The organism is Reyranella sp. (assembly GCF_044224635.1).
Taxonomy (GTDB): Bacteria; Pseudomonadota; Alphaproteobacteria; order Reyranellales; family Reyranellaceae; genus Reyranella.
Map to the genome: position 1 here is coordinate 1 of NZ_JBGAKA010000069.1, position 20,096 is coordinate 20,096.

Below are 20,096 nucleotides of genomic sequence, written 5' to 3' on the forward strand. Positions count from 1 at the left end.
CCCGAAGCCGCCCGCGGCGGCCCGATCGCGGCAGTGCATGACGGCGATACGATCGTCATCGATCCGGGCAAGCGGACTCTGACTCTCGAGATCCCGGACGCGGAGATCGCGCGGCGCATGGCGGCGTGGAAGGCGCCCGAGGCGGGGCGGATACGGCCGGGCTCGGTGCACGACAAGTACGTCCGTCTGGTGTCGTCGGCGCACTACGGCTGCGTGGTGTGACGCAAGCGAACCGGTCGCGTTGTGCGCGATCGATTGCCGCTCAGAAATGGATGCAGCGGCCGTGTGGGACGAGTTGCTGGATGAGATCGTTGGTGTCGAGGACGATTGCCGCCCGGCCTTCGTCGGCGATGTCTGCCGCGGCGACCAGCGCCTCGAGTGGCCGTGGACGGCGCTGTGCCCGCTGCTTTTCCGGCTTGATGAGACTCAGGCCAGCGCGAAAATCAATAGTCGAGCGCGTGGTCCGCTCCCAGCTTGCCCTGCGACGCTTTCAGGAACTTCGCCGTCGGATCGGGCTGCGCCAGCACGGCCGGTGCCAGATTCTTCAATCATAGCGCGAGCTATCACCAGCGTCCGGTCAAGCAGTTTTCGACGCCAGCACCTCGGCTGCTTGCCAGCCGCTCGCCTCGAGCGAACGCTCCTGCGATCGGATCAGCGGCACGATCATGGTGGGCGCCGTCCCCCATTTCCGGCCCCAGGCCTGCGGTGGAACGAGGTGAGCGCTGTGACCTCTCACGAGGCACTCCCACTCGTCGGCATCCGCGAAAGGCTTTCCCTTGTCGCGCATCTCGTCGGCGCGGAGGAAGCCCAGATAGATCAGCACAACGGGAACGCCCGAGCTCGCCAGCTTCCAGGCCCAGGCGAAGCGGTTCGACATCTGGTAGCGGAAATCCCTTGAAATGCTCCAGGGCAGGGCTGTCAGCTGCTCCAAACCTTGCCGGGCTTCGTCGACACATGCCCCGATCCGATCATGACTCGCCTTGCTATCCTCCGACGAGCCCGGCCCGACCAGGCGACCGCCGCTTTCCTTGCCCAATTCCTCATCATGCGCCTTCGCTTCGACCAGCAACAGGCCAGGCTTGTCGTCGTCGACGAATGTGCAGGTGCTGGCGATGTCGAAGTTGGGTGTCCTGGCTCGCACGCTCGCTGGCGCAAGCCACCAAGACCTGAGCTTCTCGCCAAGGTCTCGCGAGACGAGTCGCGGCGCCCGGTGCAGTTGCGCTTCTTCCAGATCGACGAACCCATCGGGCATCCAGCGATCCGAGGCGGCGACCCTCGCGAATGGCGCGGCAAGCTCGGTCAGCGCCGCGGCCACCTGTTCACGCGAGCCGTGCGTAAGAAGGTGACATCGCGGCTTGCTGCCGCGCCGTTCGTTCGGCCGAAGGCAATCGATGAGGTTTCCCATGGCTCGATCCTCCCATACGGGGTCAGCGTAGCAACAGAGGAATTCCTGCGCCAACCGGAGGCGAACGGGTGTCAGATATGGACACGGAGTCCCGGCACGTGGCCTATCGCGGAGATACTCCTCAGTCGTAAGATGCCGCCTTGGGGGCTCTCTCTCGGTACCGCTGCGAACGCTGCTCTGCGCATCTCTGTATCGCCTGTGCGACCTGGCAAGGTTGGTAGTGATTGCAGCCAGCAGCTACCTGCGATCCCAACTGGAATGGCATGCTTAATCTACTTGGGCATTGTCTCCGCCCATCGTTGCCAAACTCTTGCGAATCCAAACTTAGCTGATCGGTCCCCTTACAGGCAAAGTAAGCATGCTTTCCCATCACTGTCACCATTTTCCTTTCATCGCATAACGACATCAGCATATCTTAGGGGTTGCATGACTTTTACTACGGGGGACGGTGTGGAGGCTCGCGACCGGAACATCGAGAGTTGGTTTCAGCGCATTCAGACTGGTCAAGTGCGTCTACCTCGGTTCCAAAGGCGTGAAGCCTGGGACGAGGAGAATGTAGCTGGGCTGCTTGACGCGGTGCTAAGAGGGTTGCCGATTGGTTCGACTCTGGTCCTTGAGATCGGGGACAAGGAGCCGTTCATAACGCGACCTCTTGCAGGCGCACCGCTTCCAGTAGAGCGTTGCCGGGAGCATCTTCTCGACGGTCAGCAGCGTCTGACGGCTCTTTGGAAAAGCCTTCACGACATCTATGAGGATTTGACCTTTTTTGTACACATCAATGAGCCCGAACCAGACGAGGACGGAGCGCTCCCATCGAGAGTGATGCGGGTTAAGCGTTGGGTCCATCGCAACAGGCAGCGATATCCGGTTTGGGCAGATGAGGCAGAGCAGATCTTCGAGCGGGGCCTCTTTCCAGCCTTCCTGTTGCTTCCTGGCGATATCTCAGGTCGGCGGCAGCAGTGGTGCGACAAGGCCGTCAAGGGAGATCTAAAAGCCAGTCGGGATCTAGAAAATCTCCTCCGAGATCTTCAGGAAAGGGTCAAGAACTTCAACTTGCCACTGCTTCTTCTCGAAGTTGGCACGAAGCCAGCAACTGCGCTTGATGTCTTTGTCAAGATGAACACATCGGCAGTTCCTCTCAACGCGTTCGATATCATTGTTGCTCAGTTCGAGGCTCGGACTGGAAAATCCATGCACGACCTCATGGTTGACCTTCGCGAGAAATGCCCAACCTTGGAAGCTTACGCTTCGCCGGAGCAAATAGTTCTTCAGGCAACAGCCTTACGTTCGGATAGAACTCCTGCTCAGGCGAGCTTCTACCAACTCGACCTGTCAGACGTTGATACATCGTGGGACGAGATCTCGGCCGGTGTGCGTTGGGCTGTTCAGGTGATGGAGGAAGAGTGCGTCTTTGATAACCAGCGGCTCCCTACCGTTACGGCCCTGCCTCTTCTAGCGGCGCTTCACAAATACCTGCCGGTTGCACTCGACGCTCACGGTAATGCTCGCGCTATGATCCGCTCATACGTTTGGCGGTCATTCGTGACAACTCGATATGAAAACGCTTCTTCGACACGATCACTCCAGGATTTTCGTGCGCTCAGGGACGTGCTTCAGGGAAAGGCAGATCGGTCAAAAGTGCCGATCTTCAGAGACGAGGACTATCCCCTTCCGCAGATCGACGATCTGCTGCGAGCAGGATGGCCAAGACGAAAGGAAACCCTTGCGCGCGCAATTCTTGCGGCATCTATAAAGGGTGGGGCATTCGATATTGCAGACGGAAATCAGGCGACCAGAGAGCGCCTTCGTGCTCGAGAGTACCATCACATTTTCCCCGATTCATTGCTCACTGGAGACGGTAGTTTGCCTGAAGGCGAAAGGAGCCGCGCACTCAACTGCGTGCTTATAACGATGAGCACCAACCGCAACATATCGGCCAAAGAACCACTAAAGTACCTGAGGGAGCGAATTGATAAAGCCGATCTTGGAGAGACCGTGGTCCGGGACAGACTGAGGTCTCATATCGTTCCATTCAACGAGTTAAACGTTGGTGGGTATTCGCTCATGAAATCAGCCGAGGAGCGCCGAGAAAGGGTTAAGATCGACTACGAGACATTCCTCCGCGCGCGGGCGGTGGCGGTCAAGACTGCACTGGCCGCCCTTTGTGAAGGTCTGAATTGGCCAAATGAGGGGGTGAATGACGGCTAGTTTTTCATCCCGTATACGTCGCAGGCGGATTGGCGGTGGTTTGCTGCTGTCGTGGCGCGCAGGCATCCGCCTGGCTAGGCGCTCGATGGCAGAATCCTCGAAGAGAATGCGGGCCTCGGTGCGAAGAGCCGAAAGCCGCGGTCGCGGCGGTCTCGCCACCGTTCGCGAAACAGGGGGGCGCGTAGTGCCGCCTTGAAGAAGGGCGCCAGATGGCGCTTCGACAGTGAATTTCTTGCAGATCTCATGGGCCCAACGGTGGGCCGGCGATGTTGGTCGCGTCCCGAGCCCTTTCTGCGTCACCAGGATGTTACATTCGGACATCTGTCGTTCGGTCACTCGACGACGCCGGCCGCTGGGTCTGGCAGGAATGCGGAGGCGCCGTCAGGCGAAGTCGCGTTGCAACGCCCTCATCGCAGGCGAAGGTGGGCCATAGCTCACGATGCGCACGTCGAGAGGCTGGTCCTTCATCGACGTCAGGCTCCGCCTCATCGCGGAGTCGATCCACGAGCCGTCGTTTCCGAAGGCTCCGCCGCCGAGCGAGGTCAGCAGCACGATGTTGGAAGCGCCTCGGCCGGCGTTGAGCGCAGCAGCGCACAAAGTCGCCTCGTAGGCGGCGTCGAGAACGAGCTGTGCGAACGACTGCCACTCCGCTGCCGGCAAGGACGAGTAGGCGACGGGCAGCGCCGAGCAGAAGGCCTGGCTGACATATCGGCGCCGACCGATCTCCTCGTCGGTCACCTCCACATCGCGATGCACGCCGATGCGCAGCGACGACCGCAGCCCATCGAGCGCTTCCGGGCTGGCGTCCTGCAGGAAAGCCGTGATCGCGGCAAGCCCGTCGCGGCGGCACAGGGCATAGCCGTTGCGCATCGACCACAGCCGGTCGGGCGGCAGGCCCAGCCACCGGCCGAGCGATGCGCCCAGGTCGGCGAGCCCATCGAGCTGGCGGTCGGCGGTCTGGCCGGGCCGGCCCTCCACCGGGACGAAATAGTTGCGGTAGATCGTGGCGGCGCCGGCGGCGATGGCGCATGCCGGCCCCTGGGTGCGATCGTGCTGGTAGCCGGTCACGCCGTGCTCCGGCGTCACATCCGGCGAGACCATCTCCAGCATGTTGAACTGCGATGCCACCTGGAACAGGGCGCCGGCATATTCGGGGTCGCGATGGAGGCGCCGGACGTCTCCGGTGACGAGGCGGACCGTCAACCGGCCGCGCGCCGGCAGCGATGCACATCGCCGCCGGAGGTCCGCCAGCGACGCCAGCTCCAGCACGCCGATGCCATAGCGGCAGCCATTGACCCGGCAATGCAGCTCGCCCCCTTCCACGGCGAGCCGGCTGCGGGTCTCGTCATAGCCGGCCTCGCGAAAGCCGGTCAGGCGCTCGAACCAGTCCATGGTTCATCCTGGCTCCTGGGGGTGTCGGGTCCGGACACGGACCCCGGATTCTTCATCTTGCCAGCAGCCCGCACTACAGCTCCGCCGTCCGGAACCGCCGGTGCCTCAGCGCCCGCCCCATCAGCTGCTTCAGCTCGGCCGGCTCCAGCACCTCGACATCGGCGCCCCAGGTGTAGAGGTGCCAGCACATCTCCATCAGCCCGCCGGCGCGGAAGCGCACGATCACCGAGCCGTCGGGCTGGCGCGCCATCGATTGGCCGGGGTGGAAGACGTACTCCTCGGCCGCATCGGCGACGTCGCGGCTGAAGCGCCAGACGATGTCGCGCGGCGGTTCCTGGAAGACGCCGAAGCTGCGTTCGGCGAATTTCTGCAGCGAGAACGCCGGATCGCGCACGAACACCTTGTCCTGCGGGCTGACGCGCTCGATCTGGGCGAGGGCGAACAGCCGCGCGTCGCCGGGATGGCGGTCGGGGGACATGCCGACGAGGTAGTGCTGCTTGCCGAGCAGGAAGCCGTAGGGATGCAGGCGGCGGCCCGAGGCGCGGCGCGTGTGGCGGCTGCGGTAGGCGATATAGATCTCGCGGCCCTGCTTGATGGCGAGCCGGATGGTGTCGATCACCTCGGTCCGGATGACCGGCCGCGGGCCCGGCCGCATGGCCAGCCCCTCGGCTTCGAGCAGGGCCTCGATGTCGGGCTCGAGACGGACCTGCGTGGCCGGCGGCAGGGTGGCGCGCAGCTTGCGCGCCACCGCCTCGAGCGCGGCGGCACGCGCCCTGAGGTTGCGCTGGCGCAACAGGCGCGCCGCGGCTTCGAGGTCGACGATCTCCTCGGCGGTCAGCGCGCCCGGCGTCACGGCGCCGGCGACCGGGATGCGCCAGCGCGGCCGGCGCTCGTCGTCGACCAGCTGCTCGGCCTGCGGGTAGTTGCGCAGCACGGCATCGCGCATGCGTTGCGCCGTACGGCGGCTCACCGCGAAGTCGCGCTCGATGTCGGCCAGGGTGAGCCCGACCCGCGAGCCCTGCATGGCGAGCGCGAGCTGCAGGACGCGGTCGGTGATCTCGTAGCGCATGCGGCACCCCGGGCAGCGGTCCTGCAACCATAGGGGAGGATGTCCCGATGTGACACCCCCTTGTGCCATATCGGGCCGGTCGATTGGGACGGGGGGTAAGCGATGATGAACGATGAAACCGGTGACGCCGTCGCATCGGTGCGCGTCGGTACGATGACGAGGATCGCGCGGCCGCTGGCGCTCGCGGCTTGCATGGCGCAGGCGGCCTGCGCACGCGGTCCCGACTCGATCGAGGCGCGCTATGTCAGCCCGAACGTCTACCAGAGCTGGAGCTGCGATCAGCTCGCCGAGGAGCGCCTGCGCCTCACGGGCGAGGTCCAGCGCGTGTCGGGCCTGCAGCGCGAGAACGCTGCCGCCGATGCCGTCATGATGACGGTGGGCATCGTCGTCTTCTGGCCGGTGCTGTTCGGGCTGGCGATGACCAAGGACCGCAAGGATGAGCTCGGCCGGCTGAAAGGCGAGTACGACGCGGTCGATCTGTCGATGCGGTCGCGGCAATGCGCGGCGCCGCCGCCCGCTGCACCCAGCGTCGCGGCCGTGCCGCCGCCGTCGCCGCCGCCGCAGGCCATGACCGACATGGAAGGCACCTGGACCGGAAAGGGCCGCACCGATTCGTGGTGCCAGCCTCCGACGCTCAGCCTGACGTTGAGCGGGGACCGCATCTCCGGCGAGCTGTCCGAGTTGGCGAGCGGCAGGGCCACCAGCACGGTAACAGGCGTCGTCGGCCCAAGCGGCGTGGCAAGCCTCGAGTTTCGGAGCGACGGCGCGGACTATTTCAGCGGCAAGGTCGATGGCGCGGTGCGCGGCGACGTGCTGAGTCTCGCCTTCCGGTCGAAGACGCCCCGCGCCTGTCACTACAGCTTCGAGCTGGCGCGTGTGCGCTGAGTCAGCTGTCATGGAGCTCAGAGCGGGACCATCGAGGCATCCATGGCCGGAAGCTTAGAGTCTTCCGGACCGCGTATGTGGACGAGCGGGACGCTCGCGGTCCGGAAGAGCGTGACGAAGAGCCCCGAGCGTAACGGGGGATCTTTGGTTTTCTCAATCCCGTGAGTGGACGACGCGAAGCTGGGGCGTTCGGCTGCGGCCGTCGCCCGAAGCGTCGCGCCCCGGAAGTGCAGCCTCCTTGCCGATATGCTCGAGCAGGCCGGCGCAGCCGCTCTCGATCAGGTCGAGCGCCCTCTCGTAGTCCTGCGTCGTGCCGCCGAACGGGTCGCGGATCTCGCGGATGCCCTGCACCGGTACGTATTTGAGCAGCATCTGCGGACGCTCGGTGTGGGGACCCGGCGCAATCAGCCGCATCGCCGCGAGCTGGATGCGGTCCATCGCCATCGCGTAGTCGAAGCGGGCGAGGTCGGCGGGCTCGAGCCGGCGGGCCCGCAGGTCGCGGATCGGGTAGCCGCGGCGGGCCGCGACCTCCTGGGCGAGCAGGCTCGGCGGCTGGCCGCTGGCGCCTTCATAGGTGCCGGCTGAATCGATCTCGAAGGCGTCCGCACGGCGGGCACGCTGCACGAGGACGCGCAGGCAGCCGACCGCCATGGGCGCGCGACAGACGTCACCGGTCGAAACGAAGAGGACGCGGATGGTCATGGCGTAGGGGCCCTCTGGAGTGCAATGAGCTCGGGCGAGGTCGTCCCGGGGAGCATGATGGCGGTTTTGCGCGGCATGACCTACAGCGCCGCCACGGAGGGCGGAGGCGGTCCGCCGGATGTCTCGTCGGCCGCGAGGTCGCCGGCGTCGGCCGTGGCTGCTGCTGCCGGCATGTCGATCTGGAACACCGCGCCCGGGAGCTCGTCGGGCTCGGGCTCGACCAGGGTGAGCGTGCCGCCGGCGTCGCGAACGAGGCCATAGGAGGTGGCGAGGCCGAGGCCGGCGCCGTCGCCCACCGCCTTGGTGGTGAAGAAGGGCTCGAAGATGCGGTCACGGATCGCCGCGGGCACGCCGGGGCCGTTGTCGGCGACGCGCACGATGACGCGGCCCTCCGCTGCGCGCCAGGCGCGTATGGCGATCGCCTTGTCTTCGTGCGTGCTGTCGCGCAACGCGTCGCGTGCGTTGGCGAGCAGGCTCACGATGACCTGCTGCATCACGACCATGTTGCCGACCACGAACACCGGCGATTCATCGAACTGCAGGCCGACCGCGATGCCGACGCGGCGCAGTTGCGGGGTCATCAGGGCGAGGGCGCCGCGACAGGCCTCGCGCACGTCGACCGGCTGCGGGCCCTCGCGCGAGGTGCGGCTGAAGATGCGCATGCGGTTGATGATGGCGGCGGCGCGGTCGACCTGGGCGATGACGCGATGCAGCTTGCCGGCGAGGAAGGTCTTGAATGCCGGATCGATGGGCGGCGACCGGTCTGCGCCGGCTGCTTCTCCGTCGTCGGCCGGCGCGTCGTCCGAGCCCTCGGGGTCGTCCTCGGGCTCGAGCTCGGCCAGCGCGTTCTGCGCGGCCATGCGAATCACGTTCAGCGGCTGGCTGAGCTCGTGGGCGATGCCGCTGGTGACCTCGCCCAGGGTGGCGAGCTTGGCGGTCTGGGCGATCGCACGCTCCGCCTGGTAGCGCAGCGTCACGTCCTGGCCGACCAGGATGATGCACTCACCCTTTTCGGTATGGGCCTGGCGGGCCAGCGCGAAATGCAGCCGGCAGGGTGGCTGGCCCGGGCGCACCACCTCGAGGTCGATCTCGGCCTGGCGCTCGCTCCCGGCAACGAAGTCGCGCAGCTGCTCGATTCCCCCGACCTCGCTCGATCCGGCGTCCGGGCCGCCGGGGCGGTGGAGGTCGAAACGCGGACCGAACAGCTCGCTGAAGCGGGCGTTGGCGCGCATCACGCAGCCGGCGCGGTCGAGCACCGCGGTCAAGGCCGACGGCGTGTCGACAATCGCGGCAAGCAGCGCCTGCTCGGAGGCGGCGCGGCGGGCGGCTTCGGAAAGCTGCATCAGCCGCAACACCCGCAGGAGAACCAGCAGGGTCACGAGGCTGAGCAGCGTGGCGGCGCCCACGATCTCCACGCTGGTGTCGCGCCACGGCTTCAGGAAGACGCTTGGGCCGATCGAGAGCGTGACGATCGCGGGGTACCCTTCGACCTGGCGGGGTGCCACGATCCGCGGAAGATCGAACTCGGGCGCGCGCGCCAGCGGGATGTCGGTGAACACGGCGGGCGCCGGATCGACTTCTCGCAGCAGTCGTAGCGAAAGCGCATCGGGAAAGCGCCGGCCGAGCACCGCATCGCCGCGCAGGCTCGAGGCGAGCATCGTGCCGTCGTCGCGCATGATCGAGATCGTGCTGTCGGCGCTGACCGAAATCTCGCGGAAGAACTCGCCCAGATAACCGGCATCGAGACCGACCGCGAGGACGCCCAGCACATCGCCGGCAGGGCCGACCACGGGGCGCAGCAGGAAGAAGGTCGGGCGGCCGGTAATCCGGCCTGGAATAGGGCTGGTCAGGATCACCTTGGGCGGGTCCGGCGAGAGGGCGAGCGTGAATCCCTCGCGGCCGGCCATGGAGGCCTGGGGCGGCGGAAAGCTCGAGGTGGTGTTGAGTAGCGTGCCGTCGCGGGCGACCGCGCCGGCCATGCCGACTTGGCGAAGGCCAGCGGTCCGGTCGCGCATGGCATCGTAGAAGCGACGGCCGCTCACTGCCGTTTGGAACGCAGCCTCGGTGCCGATCTGCTCGTCGCGCAGCCAGTCGAGCATGCTCTTCAGCACGAGGTCGGCGGCGCCGAGCGCTTGGCCGACATAGGCCGACGCGATGTGGCTGGTGCGGGCGGCAGCGCGTTTCCATTCCTCGATCGCCGCGTGGCGGCTTTGCCAGATCAGCAGGCCCGCGACCGACCAGACGATCAGCAGAACGAGGCCGGCGAGCAGCAGCGACCGCCGGCGGTCGGCCCGCAGCGGATCGCCGGCCGGGGCGGTAGGCGCCGTCGGCTTGGCGCTTGCAGGGACGCCCTGTGCCATTTCCCATCCCGGCGCGACCGATTGCACCGGCCGCGCTTGCGAATTCCCTTCCCGGCGCGGCCGGTTCTGTCCGATCACGCTTGCGAATTGTACCGCATTGCGGGCACCTTTCGTGCCGGAGAAGCCGACAAACGCCTCCATTCCGGAGGCGTTGGACGGCTTGGCATCAAGGAAGCCATGACTGCGCCGGGCGTCAACGATCGCGCCGCTGCCCCAAATATCGACGTCCTGGTGGTCGACGACGACCGCGACTCGATCGAGGAGCTGGTCGAATGCCTGGCCAAGGCTGGCCTCTCCTGCCGGGCTACCAGCGACGGCTGGAGCGCGCTCAAGCTGCTGGCCGAGGGCCTCGGGGCGGACATCGTGGTGAGCGATCTGCGGATGCCCGAGCTCGACGGTGTGCAATTCGCGGAGCGGCTGAGCCGGTTTGCCGAGGGCGCGCGGCCGGAGATCATCTTCGTCAGCGGCAATGCCGGGTTCGATGACGCCGTGGCTGCCCTGCGGCTGGGCGCGCGCGACATGCTGACCAAGCCGGTGGACGGGCCGCGCCTGGTGCGCGCCGTCAAGTCGGCCCAACTTGCCCGCCAGATGCGCCAACACCAGGAGACAGCGGGAACGGCCGGCGAAGAGGTTCTCGCTCCCGCCGAGCGCCGGCGCGCGGCGCTGCGCGACCTCAAGGCGATGCGCCGTACGCGCAGCAGCCTGTTCCCGACAGAGCTGTTCTCCGACCCCTGCTGGGAGATGCTGCTCGACCTCTACGACGCCCAGCTTGCCGGCGCCGAGGTCACGGTGACCAGCCTCGGCGCTGCCTCGGGGGTGCCGCTGACCACGGCGCTCCGCCGCATGGACGAGCTGCAGCGCCACAATCTGATTGAGCGCGGCGAGGACGCCAGCGACAAACGTCGCACCATCATCCGCCTGAGCGAGTCCGGCCTGCGCGCCGTTGACACATTCTTCGACAGCGTCCAGTCCCGTCCCAAGCGATAGGTTCTTGCCACATCGGAGCGGTCCGGTCCCGGGCCATCCCGATTGTCGCGTGACGACCATGGGCAAGAGTTGCAAAATGGTGGCAGAGGACACCCATGACCCTGCCGACTGCCGACAAAGCCGAGCCTGCATGCGACGTGCTGATTGTCGAGGACGACCCCCTGCAGGCCGAGGAGCTGGCGTGCATCCTCGAGCGGCGCAGGCTCGTGGTGCGGACCATCCACGCCGGCTCGCCGGCGCTCCACCGGGTCGCCGACCTGCGGCCGCGCGTTGCGCTGGTTGATTTCGATCTGCCCGATTTCGATGGCATCACCCTGAGTGAACGTATTCGCCGCCTGTCGCCCGAGACCGCCCTGCTCGTGATGTCAGGGCGCATCGACCATCTGTCGGTACCCGTCCTGGAACGGGTCGGCATCTACAGATTCTTCCCCAAGCCTGTCGAGACTCGGACGCTGGGCCGTGCGATTCGCGCCATGCTGAGGAGCGCGGCGCGCACCGGGGTGCCGGCAACCAAGCCGGAAAAGTGGTTTGGCCTGCGCTTGGGTTGATGTAACTCACGGCCGATTGCGGCATTGATGATTTAGCGTGTGCCGTGGAGCGGGGGGCGTAGGGTCAACATCGTGCAATTCCTATTGGTGGAGGATGATGCCGACCTGCGTCGCGAGGTCGGGGAATATCTCGTGCGTCGACATCACGGCGTGGTTGCACTGGCCTCGGCTGCGGAAGCTCGGGCATTCCTGGACCGCCAGCCGACGCCGACCATCGACGCCGTGCTGTGTGACGTGAACCTGCCTGATGGCGACGGGTTCACGCTCTATGTCCAGCACGCCGCGCGGTCGTCGGCCGTACGCTGGGTCCTGCTGACCGGCGATGCCGACCAACAGCAGCTCGACGACATCCGCCGCCTCAGCCCAGATCTGCCACACGCCGTTCTGATCGAGAAGCCGGTTTCGTTGCGCCGGCTCGCCATCCTGTTGGAACGGGGCGCCGCAAGTCTCTGAAAACAGTGATCGGGAAGGTTGTGCCCGGCTTGACGGGCGGTCGGTGGGGTGAGACGGTTGTCTTAATTGCTGGTTACGGGCCAAAACCAGAAGCTCCAACCGGCCGACTTTGGTTGCAGACGTCAGGGAGCGTCGTCGAGTGACCATGCGGGTCGCACCCTCGCCCACGTCACAGGACGTGGCGCGAAATCTTCGCCTGTTCGTCGACAGCGTGGGCGACTTCGCGATCACCACGCTCGATCCGCGAGGCATTATCACGTCGTGGAATGTCGGTGCCGAGACCATCACCGGTTACAAGGCCTCCGAGGTGCTGGGCAAGAACTTCGCGCTGCTCTATTCGGCCGACGACCGTGCCGAAGGTAAGCCGCAGCGGATACTGCACGAGGCCGCGACCCGCGGCCGGTTCGAGGAAATCGGCACGCGTGTCGGCCAGAATGGCGAGGACTTCTCAGTCAATGTGATCATCTCCGCGATCCGCGACGGCGAGGGACGGCTGCTCGGCTTCGGCGCGATCTCGCGCGACGTCACCGATCGGCTCGACGCGACCAGCCGTCTGCGCGACAGCGAAGCCCGCCTGCAGACGCTGGTTGATACCGTGCTCGACACGTTGATCGACGGGCTGATCGCCATCGATCGCCACGGCACGGTGCAGCTTTACAACCGTGCTGCCGAACGGCTGTTCGGCTTTCCTGCCAGCGAGGTGGTGGGCCGCAGCGTGGCGATGCTGATCCCGGGCGAATTCGCGCGTGAGCACGGCCCGTTCCTGATCAACTACCCGCGCTCCGGCGTTCGCCGGATGCTCGGCGCCCCGCGCGAGATCAAGGGCAGGCGGCGGGACGGTTCGACCATCGCCATCCAACTCGCCGTCGGCGAAGCGACCCATCGCGGCGAGCCGATCTATGTCGGCATCATCCGCGATCTGACGCAGCGCAATCGCATCGAGGCGCAATTGCGCCAGGCGCAGAAGATGGAAGCGGTCGGCCAGCTGACTGGCGGGCTGGCGCACGACTTCAACAACATCCTGATGGTGATTCTGGCTAATATCGACGGCTTGCTCGAGGAGCCGTTGTCGGCATCGGCGGCGAGCAAGGTCGAGCAGATCGAGCGCTCGACGACACGCGGCGCGGAGCTGACGCGCCAGCTGCTCGCCTTCTCGCGCCGCCAGCCGTTGCAGCCTCGTCCGACCGATCTCAACGACCTGGTGACCTCGCTCGGCCGCCTGTTGCGCCGAACCCTCGCAGCCGACATCGCCATCGAATACAACCTGGCGCCGGGCCTGGGGCCGGCCAACGTCGACCGCGCCCAGCTCGAGGCGGCGCTGATGAATCTCTGTCTCAATGCGCGCGATGCCATGCCGGGCGGCGGCCGGTTGCTGATCGAGACCGGCGCCGTCGAGATCGACGAGGCCTACGTCAGATTGACGCCTGAGGCGCGGCCAGGGCCACATCTCGTGGTGGCGGTGACCGACAGCGGTACCGGCATCCCGCCTGATCTGGTCGACAGGGTCTTCGAGCCCTTCTTCACCACCAAGGACGCGGGTCATGGCACCGGTCTCGGACTCAGCATGGTCTACGGCTTCGTCAGGCAGTCGGGCGGCCACATCCGTCTGACCAGTGAGCTCGGGCGCGGAACCACGTTCCGTCTCTACCTGCCGCGCACCGCCGCGATCTCCGCCGAACTGGTAGCCGAGCTGCGCGCCGCTCCGATTGGCGGGAAGGAGCGGATCCTGGTGGTCGAGGACGAACCGCACGTGCGCGCCCGTCTGCTCGAGCAGCTGCGCAGCCTGGGCTACGCGGCGGATGGAATGCCCGACGGCGTAGCCGGCCTTGCCGCCTTCGAGAGGGCCGATCCGTTCTATGACTTGGTGGTGACAGACATGGTGATGCCAGGTCCGGTTGACGGCAGGGCGCTGGCCGAGCAGGTCGTGCGCCTGCGGCCGGGCACCCCGGTGGTGCTGATATCGGGTTATGCGGCGGGGGCGCGGTTCGGGGCAGCGGACCCCGCAAGGCACCTGCTGGCAAAGCCCTTCCGCAAGCGCGAGCTGGCGCGCGTCATTCGTGGGGCGCTCGATGGCCGGATGCCATAGCATCCGAATTCATTTCAATTCGGATTGGATGGGTTGGCGCTCTCGCAGCATTGCCGTTTACTGGTTCGACCTACCGGTCGGATTGGTCGCGTTATTGGAGTGATTTTTCGCGTGCCGCTCAGGGCTTGAGTTCAATCCGGAAGCTTCCCGTCGCGCCTGCTACGCCGGAACCGGCCAGTCTCCCAGGGAGCCCGTTCGGGAGGGACGATGTATCGCGCGAAGCGCGGCCGGTTGTTGGCGCTGCTGGGAGGGCTGGTGGCCCTGTCAGTGGCGGCGAGTGGGTCTGCCACGGCCATGGAATTCGTCATCAGGACGGCAGACGACGGCGTGCCGATGCTGATCGCCCGCGGCCCGATCATCGCCGGCGACGCAGTGCGCTTCCAGCTCGCCTTGCGCGAGATCGGGCGCGACGGCTTCGGTGACAAGCGCGTGGCGCTGGCAAGCGAAGGCGGCCTGGTCGGCGAGGCATTCGCGATGGCCGACCATATGGAGCAGGAGAAGGTATCGACCTTGGTGTCGCAGGGAACGACGTGCTCGTCGGCTTGTGCCTCCATCCTGTTCGTTGCCGGCCGCCATCGGTCGGTCCTGGACCGCGGCCGCCTGGGCCTGCACTCCTGCGCCGTCAACACCAGCCGTGAGCGTTCGCCGCTCTGCAACGAGCTGATCGCCCGCCGTGCCGAACGCCGCGGCATACCCTACGCACCGATGCTCGCGCTGCTGCAGACTTCCGACCCGCGCTCGATGAAGTGGTTGCGCCCGGAGGAAGCCGATTGCTGGGGCCTCACCCGCTGGCCCCCGAACGCGCCGCGCACTCCCGCCACCACCAGGGACCCGTCCTGCCCGGCCAAGGGCCTGCAGACGGTCGGCGTCGCGCGGTAGTTCCTATTCCAGACGCAGCCCGGCGCCGGCGACGACCGAGAGGCCGTCGCGCCCGCTGAGACTCATTGGACACCGCCGCTCGGCGGCGCCCCGACCACGAAGGGCAGCTGCTTCGAGAGGAAGGCCGGCGGCCGCGCTGCGCGCGACCCCATGCCGGCCGCCATCGCGTTGCCGGCACGCCTCGGCGCTGCATCATCGTTTCCTCCGGCTGCGCCCGTTCGTGGCAAGATGGTCGCACGATCGCGCTTCCCTGTCTCGACACGCAACGGAGACGACCATGTCCCTTTTTCCCTCGGCGGCGCTGCGCCGATTCTCCTGGCGATCCTTCCTCGCCGGCGAGGCGATCGTCGAGGCTGCGATGCATCGCATCGCCCTTCCCCCGATCTGGCTCCTGCTGCTTGTGTCGGCAGGCATCGCCTCCTGTGCTGCGCCGGCGCCGCCGTTGTGGCAGAAGCCGGCCGCCAGCGAGAGCGTCGTCGCCAAGGACACCGCCGAATGTCACGCCGCCGCCGAGCAGGAAGCCGAGCTGCGCTATCCGCGCGGCTTCACCACCCCGACATTGAGCGCGCCGGGGCTGGCGATGGCCCAGCAGCGCGACAACACCGACCGTGCCAACGCCGTGACCGCCGCCTTCAACACCTGCATGCGCGAGCGCGGTTACGTGCGCGAGGCGCGGTGAGTCATTGCGGTCGTTTTCGCCTGATGGATCCAAGGTGTGCGATGACCGCACTGTTGAGCCCGCGATAACCGCATGACACGATCGAAGCTCGGGCGAATGGAGACAAGACGATGGCTGGAATTCTCGACGGCAAGAGCGCGCTGGTGACTGGCGGAGGGTCGGGCATCGGTCGCGCCACGGCGCTCGCCATGGTGCGTGAAGGCGCGCGGGTCGCCGTTGCCGACCAGAGCGAGGCTGGCGCCGCGGAGACGGTGGCGATGATCAACGCGGCGGGCGGGCAGTCGATCGCGATCGGCGCCGACGTCTCCGACGAAGCGCAGATCGAGGCCATGGTGGCGCGCAGCGTCGCGGCCTTCGGCCGGCTCGACTGCGCCTTCAACAATGCCGGCATCGCACCCCGCCACGCCGGTCCGGCCGGCCAGCGCACGCATGAGATGAGCCGTCCGTCGTTCGACCGCATGCTGGCGATCAACCTGACCGGCGTGTTTCTGTGCATGAAGTACGAGATCGTCCAGATGCTGAAGCAGGGGGGCGGGGCGATCGTCAATACTGCGTCGGTGGCGGGGCTGGTCGGCTTGCCGACAGCCTCGAGCTATGTCGCCGCCAAGCACGGCGTGGTCGGCCTCACCAAGACGGCGGCGATGGAGTACGCGCACGAGAGCATCCGCGTGAACTGCGTCAACCCGGGCTACATCAAGACGCCGATGACCGATCCCGGCATGGCCGAGCGCTACGAGCGGCTGATGACCAAGGTGCCGATGAACCGGCTGGGCGTGCCCGAGGAGATTGCCGAGGCGGTGGTGTGGATGTGCTCGGACCGCGCCTCGTTCATGACCGGCGCTTCGCACGTGGTTGATGGTGGCTACTACGCGGCATGAGGCATGCTCCATTGGAGCGCGGGCATCTTGCCCGCTCTTGATCATGATCTTCTAAACCATGGACGTCTCGCCCGCTCACGCTTCATGAGCGGGCAGGATGCCGGCGGTCCAGAAGAGCCTGAACATCGTCGCCGCCCACCGAACCCTTCGCCCGTGTAGGCTCCGAGCGGCGCTCAGTCGCCCTGCGGGCGCGGGCGTTGGCGGCCGAACGTGATCGGCAGACCGACCACCTGCATGTCGCTGCCGGGCAAGGTGCGTTGCCACAGGATCATGCCGGCGAGCGGTCCGGCATAGGCCTGGCCGATCTTCAGCACCTTCACTCCTGCGAGCGGCGGCTTCGTCATCGCCTTGCTCTGCTCAGCGATGGAACAGGCCGGTGAGGGTCGTCTTCTCGATGGTGGTGAAGTGCAGGTTGAAGCCGACGATGGCCGCGGAGGTGTCGACGGCGACCGGCAGCTCCTCGGTGTTCACCGCGAACAAGGTAAAGACGTAGCGGTGCGGGCCATGACCTTCCGGCGGGCAGGGGCCGCCATAGCCCGGCGTGCCGAAGTCGGTGCGGGTCTGCAGGGCGCCGGCCGGCAGCAGGTTCGCTGCCGGATTGCCGGCGCCGAGCGCGAGTCCGCTCGTGCCGGCCGGGATGTTGACGACCAGCCAATGCCAGAAGCCGCTGCCGGTCGGCGCATCGGGATCGAAGCAGGTCAGCGCGAAGCTCTTGGTGCCGGCCGGTGCGCCGGACCACGAAAGCTGCGGCGACTTGTTGCCGCCGGCACAACCGAACCCGTAGTTGGCCGAGAGGATATGGTCGATATGAAGGGTATCCCCTTCCTTGAAATTCTGGCTGATCAGCATGAGCGGCATCACGATCTCCCTGTCTTCTGGCGCGGAATGGCGCGACAGAGTGGATCAGCCGGATGGTCGAAGGCAATGGCCGGCGGCCACCAACGTGCCGAGCAATGGTGACGCGGAGATCGCCCGCGACGAGTGTTGCCGGCGATCAGACCTTCACTCCCGCCGCCCGCGATTCGGTCAGGAAACCCAGGACGAACTGGCGGACCCTGGATTCGACGGTAGCCCGCTCATGAGGTCGCCATCGAAATGACGGTGCAGCATCTTCATCGCGGCTGGCGGAACGCCGATCGCCGCCACGGCGATGATGGTCTGCTCCCTGCCGAGGCGTCGCGAATCGGCTGACGACGAGCGACGGACGCTATCAATCTCGACTTCCCCAGCGACTTCGGCAACGCTTGGCTGGGGGCGTGACGGGCAACGACATGGAGTGAGAACGCAAATCGGGGTCGGCCAAATTGGGGTCTCGCCTTACTGATGCGACCCGCGATGGCCGGCCCCGACAGGCCGTTCGTATGTGTGCCGCTAAGCCGACGTCCGAAGGACTGCGCCGGCTGTCATCGCGGAGCGCAAGTCGGGTGGAAGCATCTAAACCTCCGTGTCGATTGTGCGTATGACAATTCCGCCACGATCGACTGCGTCTGTCAACGGCAAGCGCAAACGATTGGTGGACAGGCGTCTCGACATCACCAACGGCATCGGCCACGGTTGATCGGTCTGCCCGGCATCGCGCCCGGCAGGAAAGGATTTTTATGCCCGATGCCGTTGCCGACACGCGCACCACGCAGGCGCCCCGACATCCGCTCGATCCGCTGACGCCCGACGAGATCCGGCGTGCAACACGGCTGGTGCGCGCCGCGCATGATCTGGGCGCGGGTATGATGTTCGAGACCATCACCCTCAGCGAGCCCGACAAGGATGTCGTGCGGGGCGCACGGCCGGGCGCTACGTTTCCACGCGAGGCCTTCGTGTGCGCGTTCGACCGCACCAACGGCCAGGTCTTCGAAGCGTGCGTCGATCTGATCGCCGACCGCGTCGTCGACTGGCGACACGTGCCCGGCGTGCGGCCGCGCATCCTGATCGACGACGTCTTCCTGGTCGGCCAAGTCGCCCGGGCCGATCCGCGCTTCCGCGCAGCCCTCGCCAGGCGCGGCATCACCGACATCGACAATGTCCAGGTCGATCCGTGGTCGGCCGGCAACTACGGCTTGCCCGACGAGGACGGGCGCCGGCTGTCCCACACGTTCTGCTGGTACCGCAGCGAGAAGAACGACAACGGCTACGCCCATCCGATCGAAGGCCTGTGCGCGGTGATCGATCTCGATCGCGCCGAGGTCCTGCGCGTCGACGACTACGGCGTGGCGGAGGTGCCGATGGCCAGCCGCAACTACGCGGCGCGCTACCGTACGGTCTTCCGCGACGACGTGAAGCCGCTCGAGATCGTGCAGACGGAAGGCCCGAGCTTCGCCGTCGAGGGCAACGAGGTGCGATGGCAGAAATGGCGCTTCCGCGTCGGCTTCACCGCGCGCGAAGGCCTGGTGCTGCACGCCGTGGGCTACGAGGACGAGGGCCGCTTGCGGCCGGTGCTGCATCGCGCCGCGCTATCGGAGATGGTGGTGCCCTACGGTCATCCCGGCGGCGGGCATTTCCGCAAGAACGCCTTCGACGTCGGCGAGTACGGCATCGGCGTGCTCGCCAACTCCCTGAAGCTTGGCTGCGACTGCCTGGGCACGATCCGCTATTTCGACGCCTGGCTGGCCGACAGCAAGGGCGAGCCCTACTGCATCGAAAGCGCGATCTGCTTGCACGAGGAGGATTTCGGCATCCTGTGGAAGCATACCGACCTGTTCACCGGCGAGGTCGATGTGCGGCGCGCGCGGCGGCTGGTCGTGTCGTCGATCTCGACCGTCGGCAACTACGAGTACGGCTCGTTCTGGTACCTCTATCAGGACGGCTCGATCGAGTTCGAGATGAAGGCGACGGGGATACTGAATACGGCAGGCCTCCGGGCGGGCGAGGCGCCGCGCTACGGCACCATCGTGTCGCCCGGCGTCTATGCGCATTATCACCAGCACATCTTCAACATGCGGCTCGACATGGCGGTCGACGGCGAGCGCAACCGCGTCGTCGAGGTCGATACGGTGGCGTTGCCGATGGGACCGGACAATCCGCACGGCAACGCCTTCACGCTGCGCGAGACCGTGCTGGCGAGCGAGCAGGCGGCGCAGCGCACCGTCGACTTCAACGCCGCGCGCTACTGGAAGATCGAAAGCGCCCAGGAGCGCAACAGGCTCGGCCAGCCGACAGCCTATCGGCTGATGTCGACCAGTCCGGTGCCGATCTTCTCCAGCCCGCAATCGAGCGTCGTCCGACGCGCCGCCTTCATGACCCGTCAGCTCTGGGTCACCGCCTACGATCGCGACGAGATGTATGCCGCCGGGCGCTATCCCAACCAGAGCAAGGGCGGCGACGGCCTGCCGGCATGGACCCTGTTGGACCGGCCGCTGGTCGACACCGACCTCGTCGTCTGGCACAGCTTCGGCTTGCACCATATCCCGCGACCGGAAGACTTCCCGGTGCAGCCGGTGACCACCGCGGGCTTCATGTTGCAACCCGCCGGTTTCTTCAGCGAGAACCCCGCGCTCGACGTCCCGCCGGCCAGGAGCACGATGAGCTGTTGCGTCGACTAGTCTTTTCCTCCCCAGCGGAGCTGGGGAGG

18 protein-coding genes are annotated in these 20,096 nt (G+C 66.5%); 11 read left to right on the top strand and 7 right to left on the bottom strand.

Annotated elements, in window-relative coordinates; translation table 11 throughout:
* Positions 1-222 (top strand): dihydroxy-acid dehydratase (locus ACILR9_RS35125; RefSeq protein ID WP_395714647.1); only part of this gene is annotated, 222 nt, incomplete at its 5' end.
* Between the two features lie 355 nt (positions 223-577).
* Here the strand turns inward: ACILR9_RS35125 and ACILR9_RS35130 are convergent.
* A complete protein-coding gene (locus ACILR9_RS35130; RefSeq protein ID WP_395714648.1) occupies positions 578-1,405 on the bottom strand; it encodes a hypothetical protein in 828 nt (275 codons plus the stop codon).
* A gap of 426 nt (positions 1,406-1,831) precedes the next feature.
* Here ACILR9_RS35130 and ACILR9_RS35135 point away from each other — a divergent pair, with 426 nt between their 5' ends.
* Positions 1,832-3,613 (top strand): DUF262 domain-containing protein, encoded by a 1,782-nt coding sequence (locus ACILR9_RS35135; RefSeq protein ID WP_395714649.1) that lies wholly within the window; start codon positions 1,832-1,834, stop codon positions 3,611-3,613.
* 381 nt (positions 3,614-3,994) lie between these two features.
* Here the strand turns inward: ACILR9_RS35135 and ACILR9_RS35140 are convergent, their stop codons facing one another.
* Positions 3,995-5,005 carry a hypothetical protein gene (locus ACILR9_RS35140; RefSeq protein ID WP_395714650.1) on the bottom strand — a complete coding sequence of 337 codons (1,011 nt, stop codon included), beginning with the start codon at positions 5,003-5,005 and terminating at the stop codon, positions 3,995-3,997.
* Between the two features lie 73 nt (positions 5,006-5,078).
* Positions 5,079-6,074: a helix-turn-helix transcriptional regulator gene (locus ACILR9_RS35145; RefSeq protein WP_395714651.1), complete on the bottom strand. Its 996-nt coding sequence runs from the start codon at positions 6,072-6,074 to the stop codon at positions 5,079-5,081.
* Between the two features lie 102 nt (positions 6,075-6,176).
* Here ACILR9_RS35145 and ACILR9_RS35150 point away from each other — a divergent pair, with 102 nt between their 5' ends.
* The gene (locus ACILR9_RS35150) at positions 6,177-6,959 is read left to right on the top strand and encodes a hypothetical protein (protein ID WP_395714652.1); all 783 of its coding nucleotides are present in this window, start codon (positions 6,177-6,179) and stop codon (positions 6,957-6,959) included.
* Positions 6,960-7,112: 153 nt separating this feature from the next.
* Here ACILR9_RS35150 and ACILR9_RS35155 read toward each other — a convergent pair whose 3' ends face one another.
* Both ACILR9_RS35155 and ACILR9_RS35160 read right to left on the bottom strand, forming a co-directional pair.
* Positions 7,113-7,661, bottom strand: coding sequence for a low molecular weight protein-tyrosine-phosphatase (locus ACILR9_RS35155; RefSeq protein WP_395714653.1), 549 nt, complete (start codon positions 7,659-7,661; stop codon positions 7,113-7,115).
* Between the two features lie 80 nt (positions 7,662-7,741).
* Positions 7,742-10,021, bottom strand: coding sequence for an ATP-binding protein (locus tag ACILR9_RS35160; RefSeq protein ID WP_395714654.1), 2,280 nt, complete (start codon positions 10,019-10,021; stop codon positions 7,742-7,744).
* Between the two features lie 177 nt (positions 10,022-10,198).
* On the opposite strand from ACILR9_RS35160, the gene ACILR9_RS35165 reads away from it, so the two are divergent.
* From ACILR9_RS35165 to ACILR9_RS35195, 7 genes are all read left to right on the top strand, one after another.
* On the top strand, positions 10,199-11,008 hold the full coding sequence (locus ACILR9_RS35165; RefSeq protein WP_395714655.1) for a response regulator: 810 nt from the start codon (positions 10,199-10,201) through the stop codon (positions 11,006-11,008).
* 95 nt (positions 11,009-11,103) lie between these two features.
* Positions 11,104-11,556, top strand: a complete 453-nt coding sequence (locus tag ACILR9_RS35170) for a response regulator (protein ID WP_395714656.1) — start codon at positions 11,104-11,106, stop codon at positions 11,554-11,556.
* A 72-nt stretch (positions 11,557-11,628) separates the two neighbouring features.
* On the top strand, positions 11,629-12,009 hold the full coding sequence (locus tag ACILR9_RS35175; protein WP_395714657.1) for a response regulator: 381 nt from the start codon (positions 11,629-11,631) through the stop codon (positions 12,007-12,009).
* Between the two features lie 145 nt (positions 12,010-12,154).
* Positions 12,155-14,095, top strand: coding sequence for a PAS domain S-box protein (locus ACILR9_RS35180; RefSeq protein WP_395714678.1), 1,941 nt, complete (start codon positions 12,155-12,157; stop codon positions 14,093-14,095).
* 207 nt (positions 14,096-14,302) lie between these two features.
* Complete coding sequence (locus ACILR9_RS35185; RefSeq protein ID WP_395714658.1) at positions 14,303-14,974, top strand: hypothetical protein; 672 nt, start codon at positions 14,303-14,305, stop codon at positions 14,972-14,974.
* Between the two features lie 277 nt (positions 14,975-15,251).
* Positions 15,252-15,653 (top strand): hypothetical protein, encoded by a 402-nt coding sequence (locus ACILR9_RS35190; RefSeq protein WP_395714659.1) that lies wholly within the window; start codon positions 15,252-15,254, stop codon positions 15,651-15,653.
* Positions 15,654-15,763: 110 nt separating this feature from the next.
* Positions 15,764-16,531, top strand: a complete 768-nt coding sequence (locus tag ACILR9_RS35195; RefSeq protein WP_395714660.1) for an SDR family NAD(P)-dependent oxidoreductase — start codon at positions 15,764-15,766, stop codon at positions 16,529-16,531.
* Between the two features lie 173 nt (positions 16,532-16,704).
* Here the strand turns inward: ACILR9_RS35195 and ACILR9_RS35200 are convergent, their stop codons facing one another.
* Both ACILR9_RS35200 and ACILR9_RS35205 read right to left on the bottom strand, forming a co-directional pair.
* On the bottom strand, positions 16,705-16,875 hold the full coding sequence (locus ACILR9_RS35200; protein ID WP_395714661.1) for a hypothetical protein: 171 nt from the start codon (positions 16,873-16,875) through the stop codon (positions 16,705-16,707).
* A gap of 13 nt (positions 16,876-16,888) precedes the next feature.
* Positions 16,889-17,389 (bottom strand): YbhB/YbcL family Raf kinase inhibitor-like protein, encoded by a 501-nt coding sequence (locus tag ACILR9_RS35205; RefSeq protein ID WP_395714662.1) that lies wholly within the window; start codon positions 17,387-17,389, stop codon positions 16,889-16,891.
* Positions 17,390-18,129: 740 nt separating this feature from the next.
* Between ACILR9_RS35205 and ACILR9_RS35210 the strand changes: the two genes are divergently transcribed.
* Positions 18,130-20,067 (top strand): primary-amine oxidase, encoded by a 1,938-nt coding sequence (locus ACILR9_RS35210; RefSeq protein ID WP_395714663.1) that lies wholly within the window; start codon positions 18,130-18,132, stop codon positions 20,065-20,067.
* Positions 20,068-20,096 lie beyond the last annotated feature (29 nt).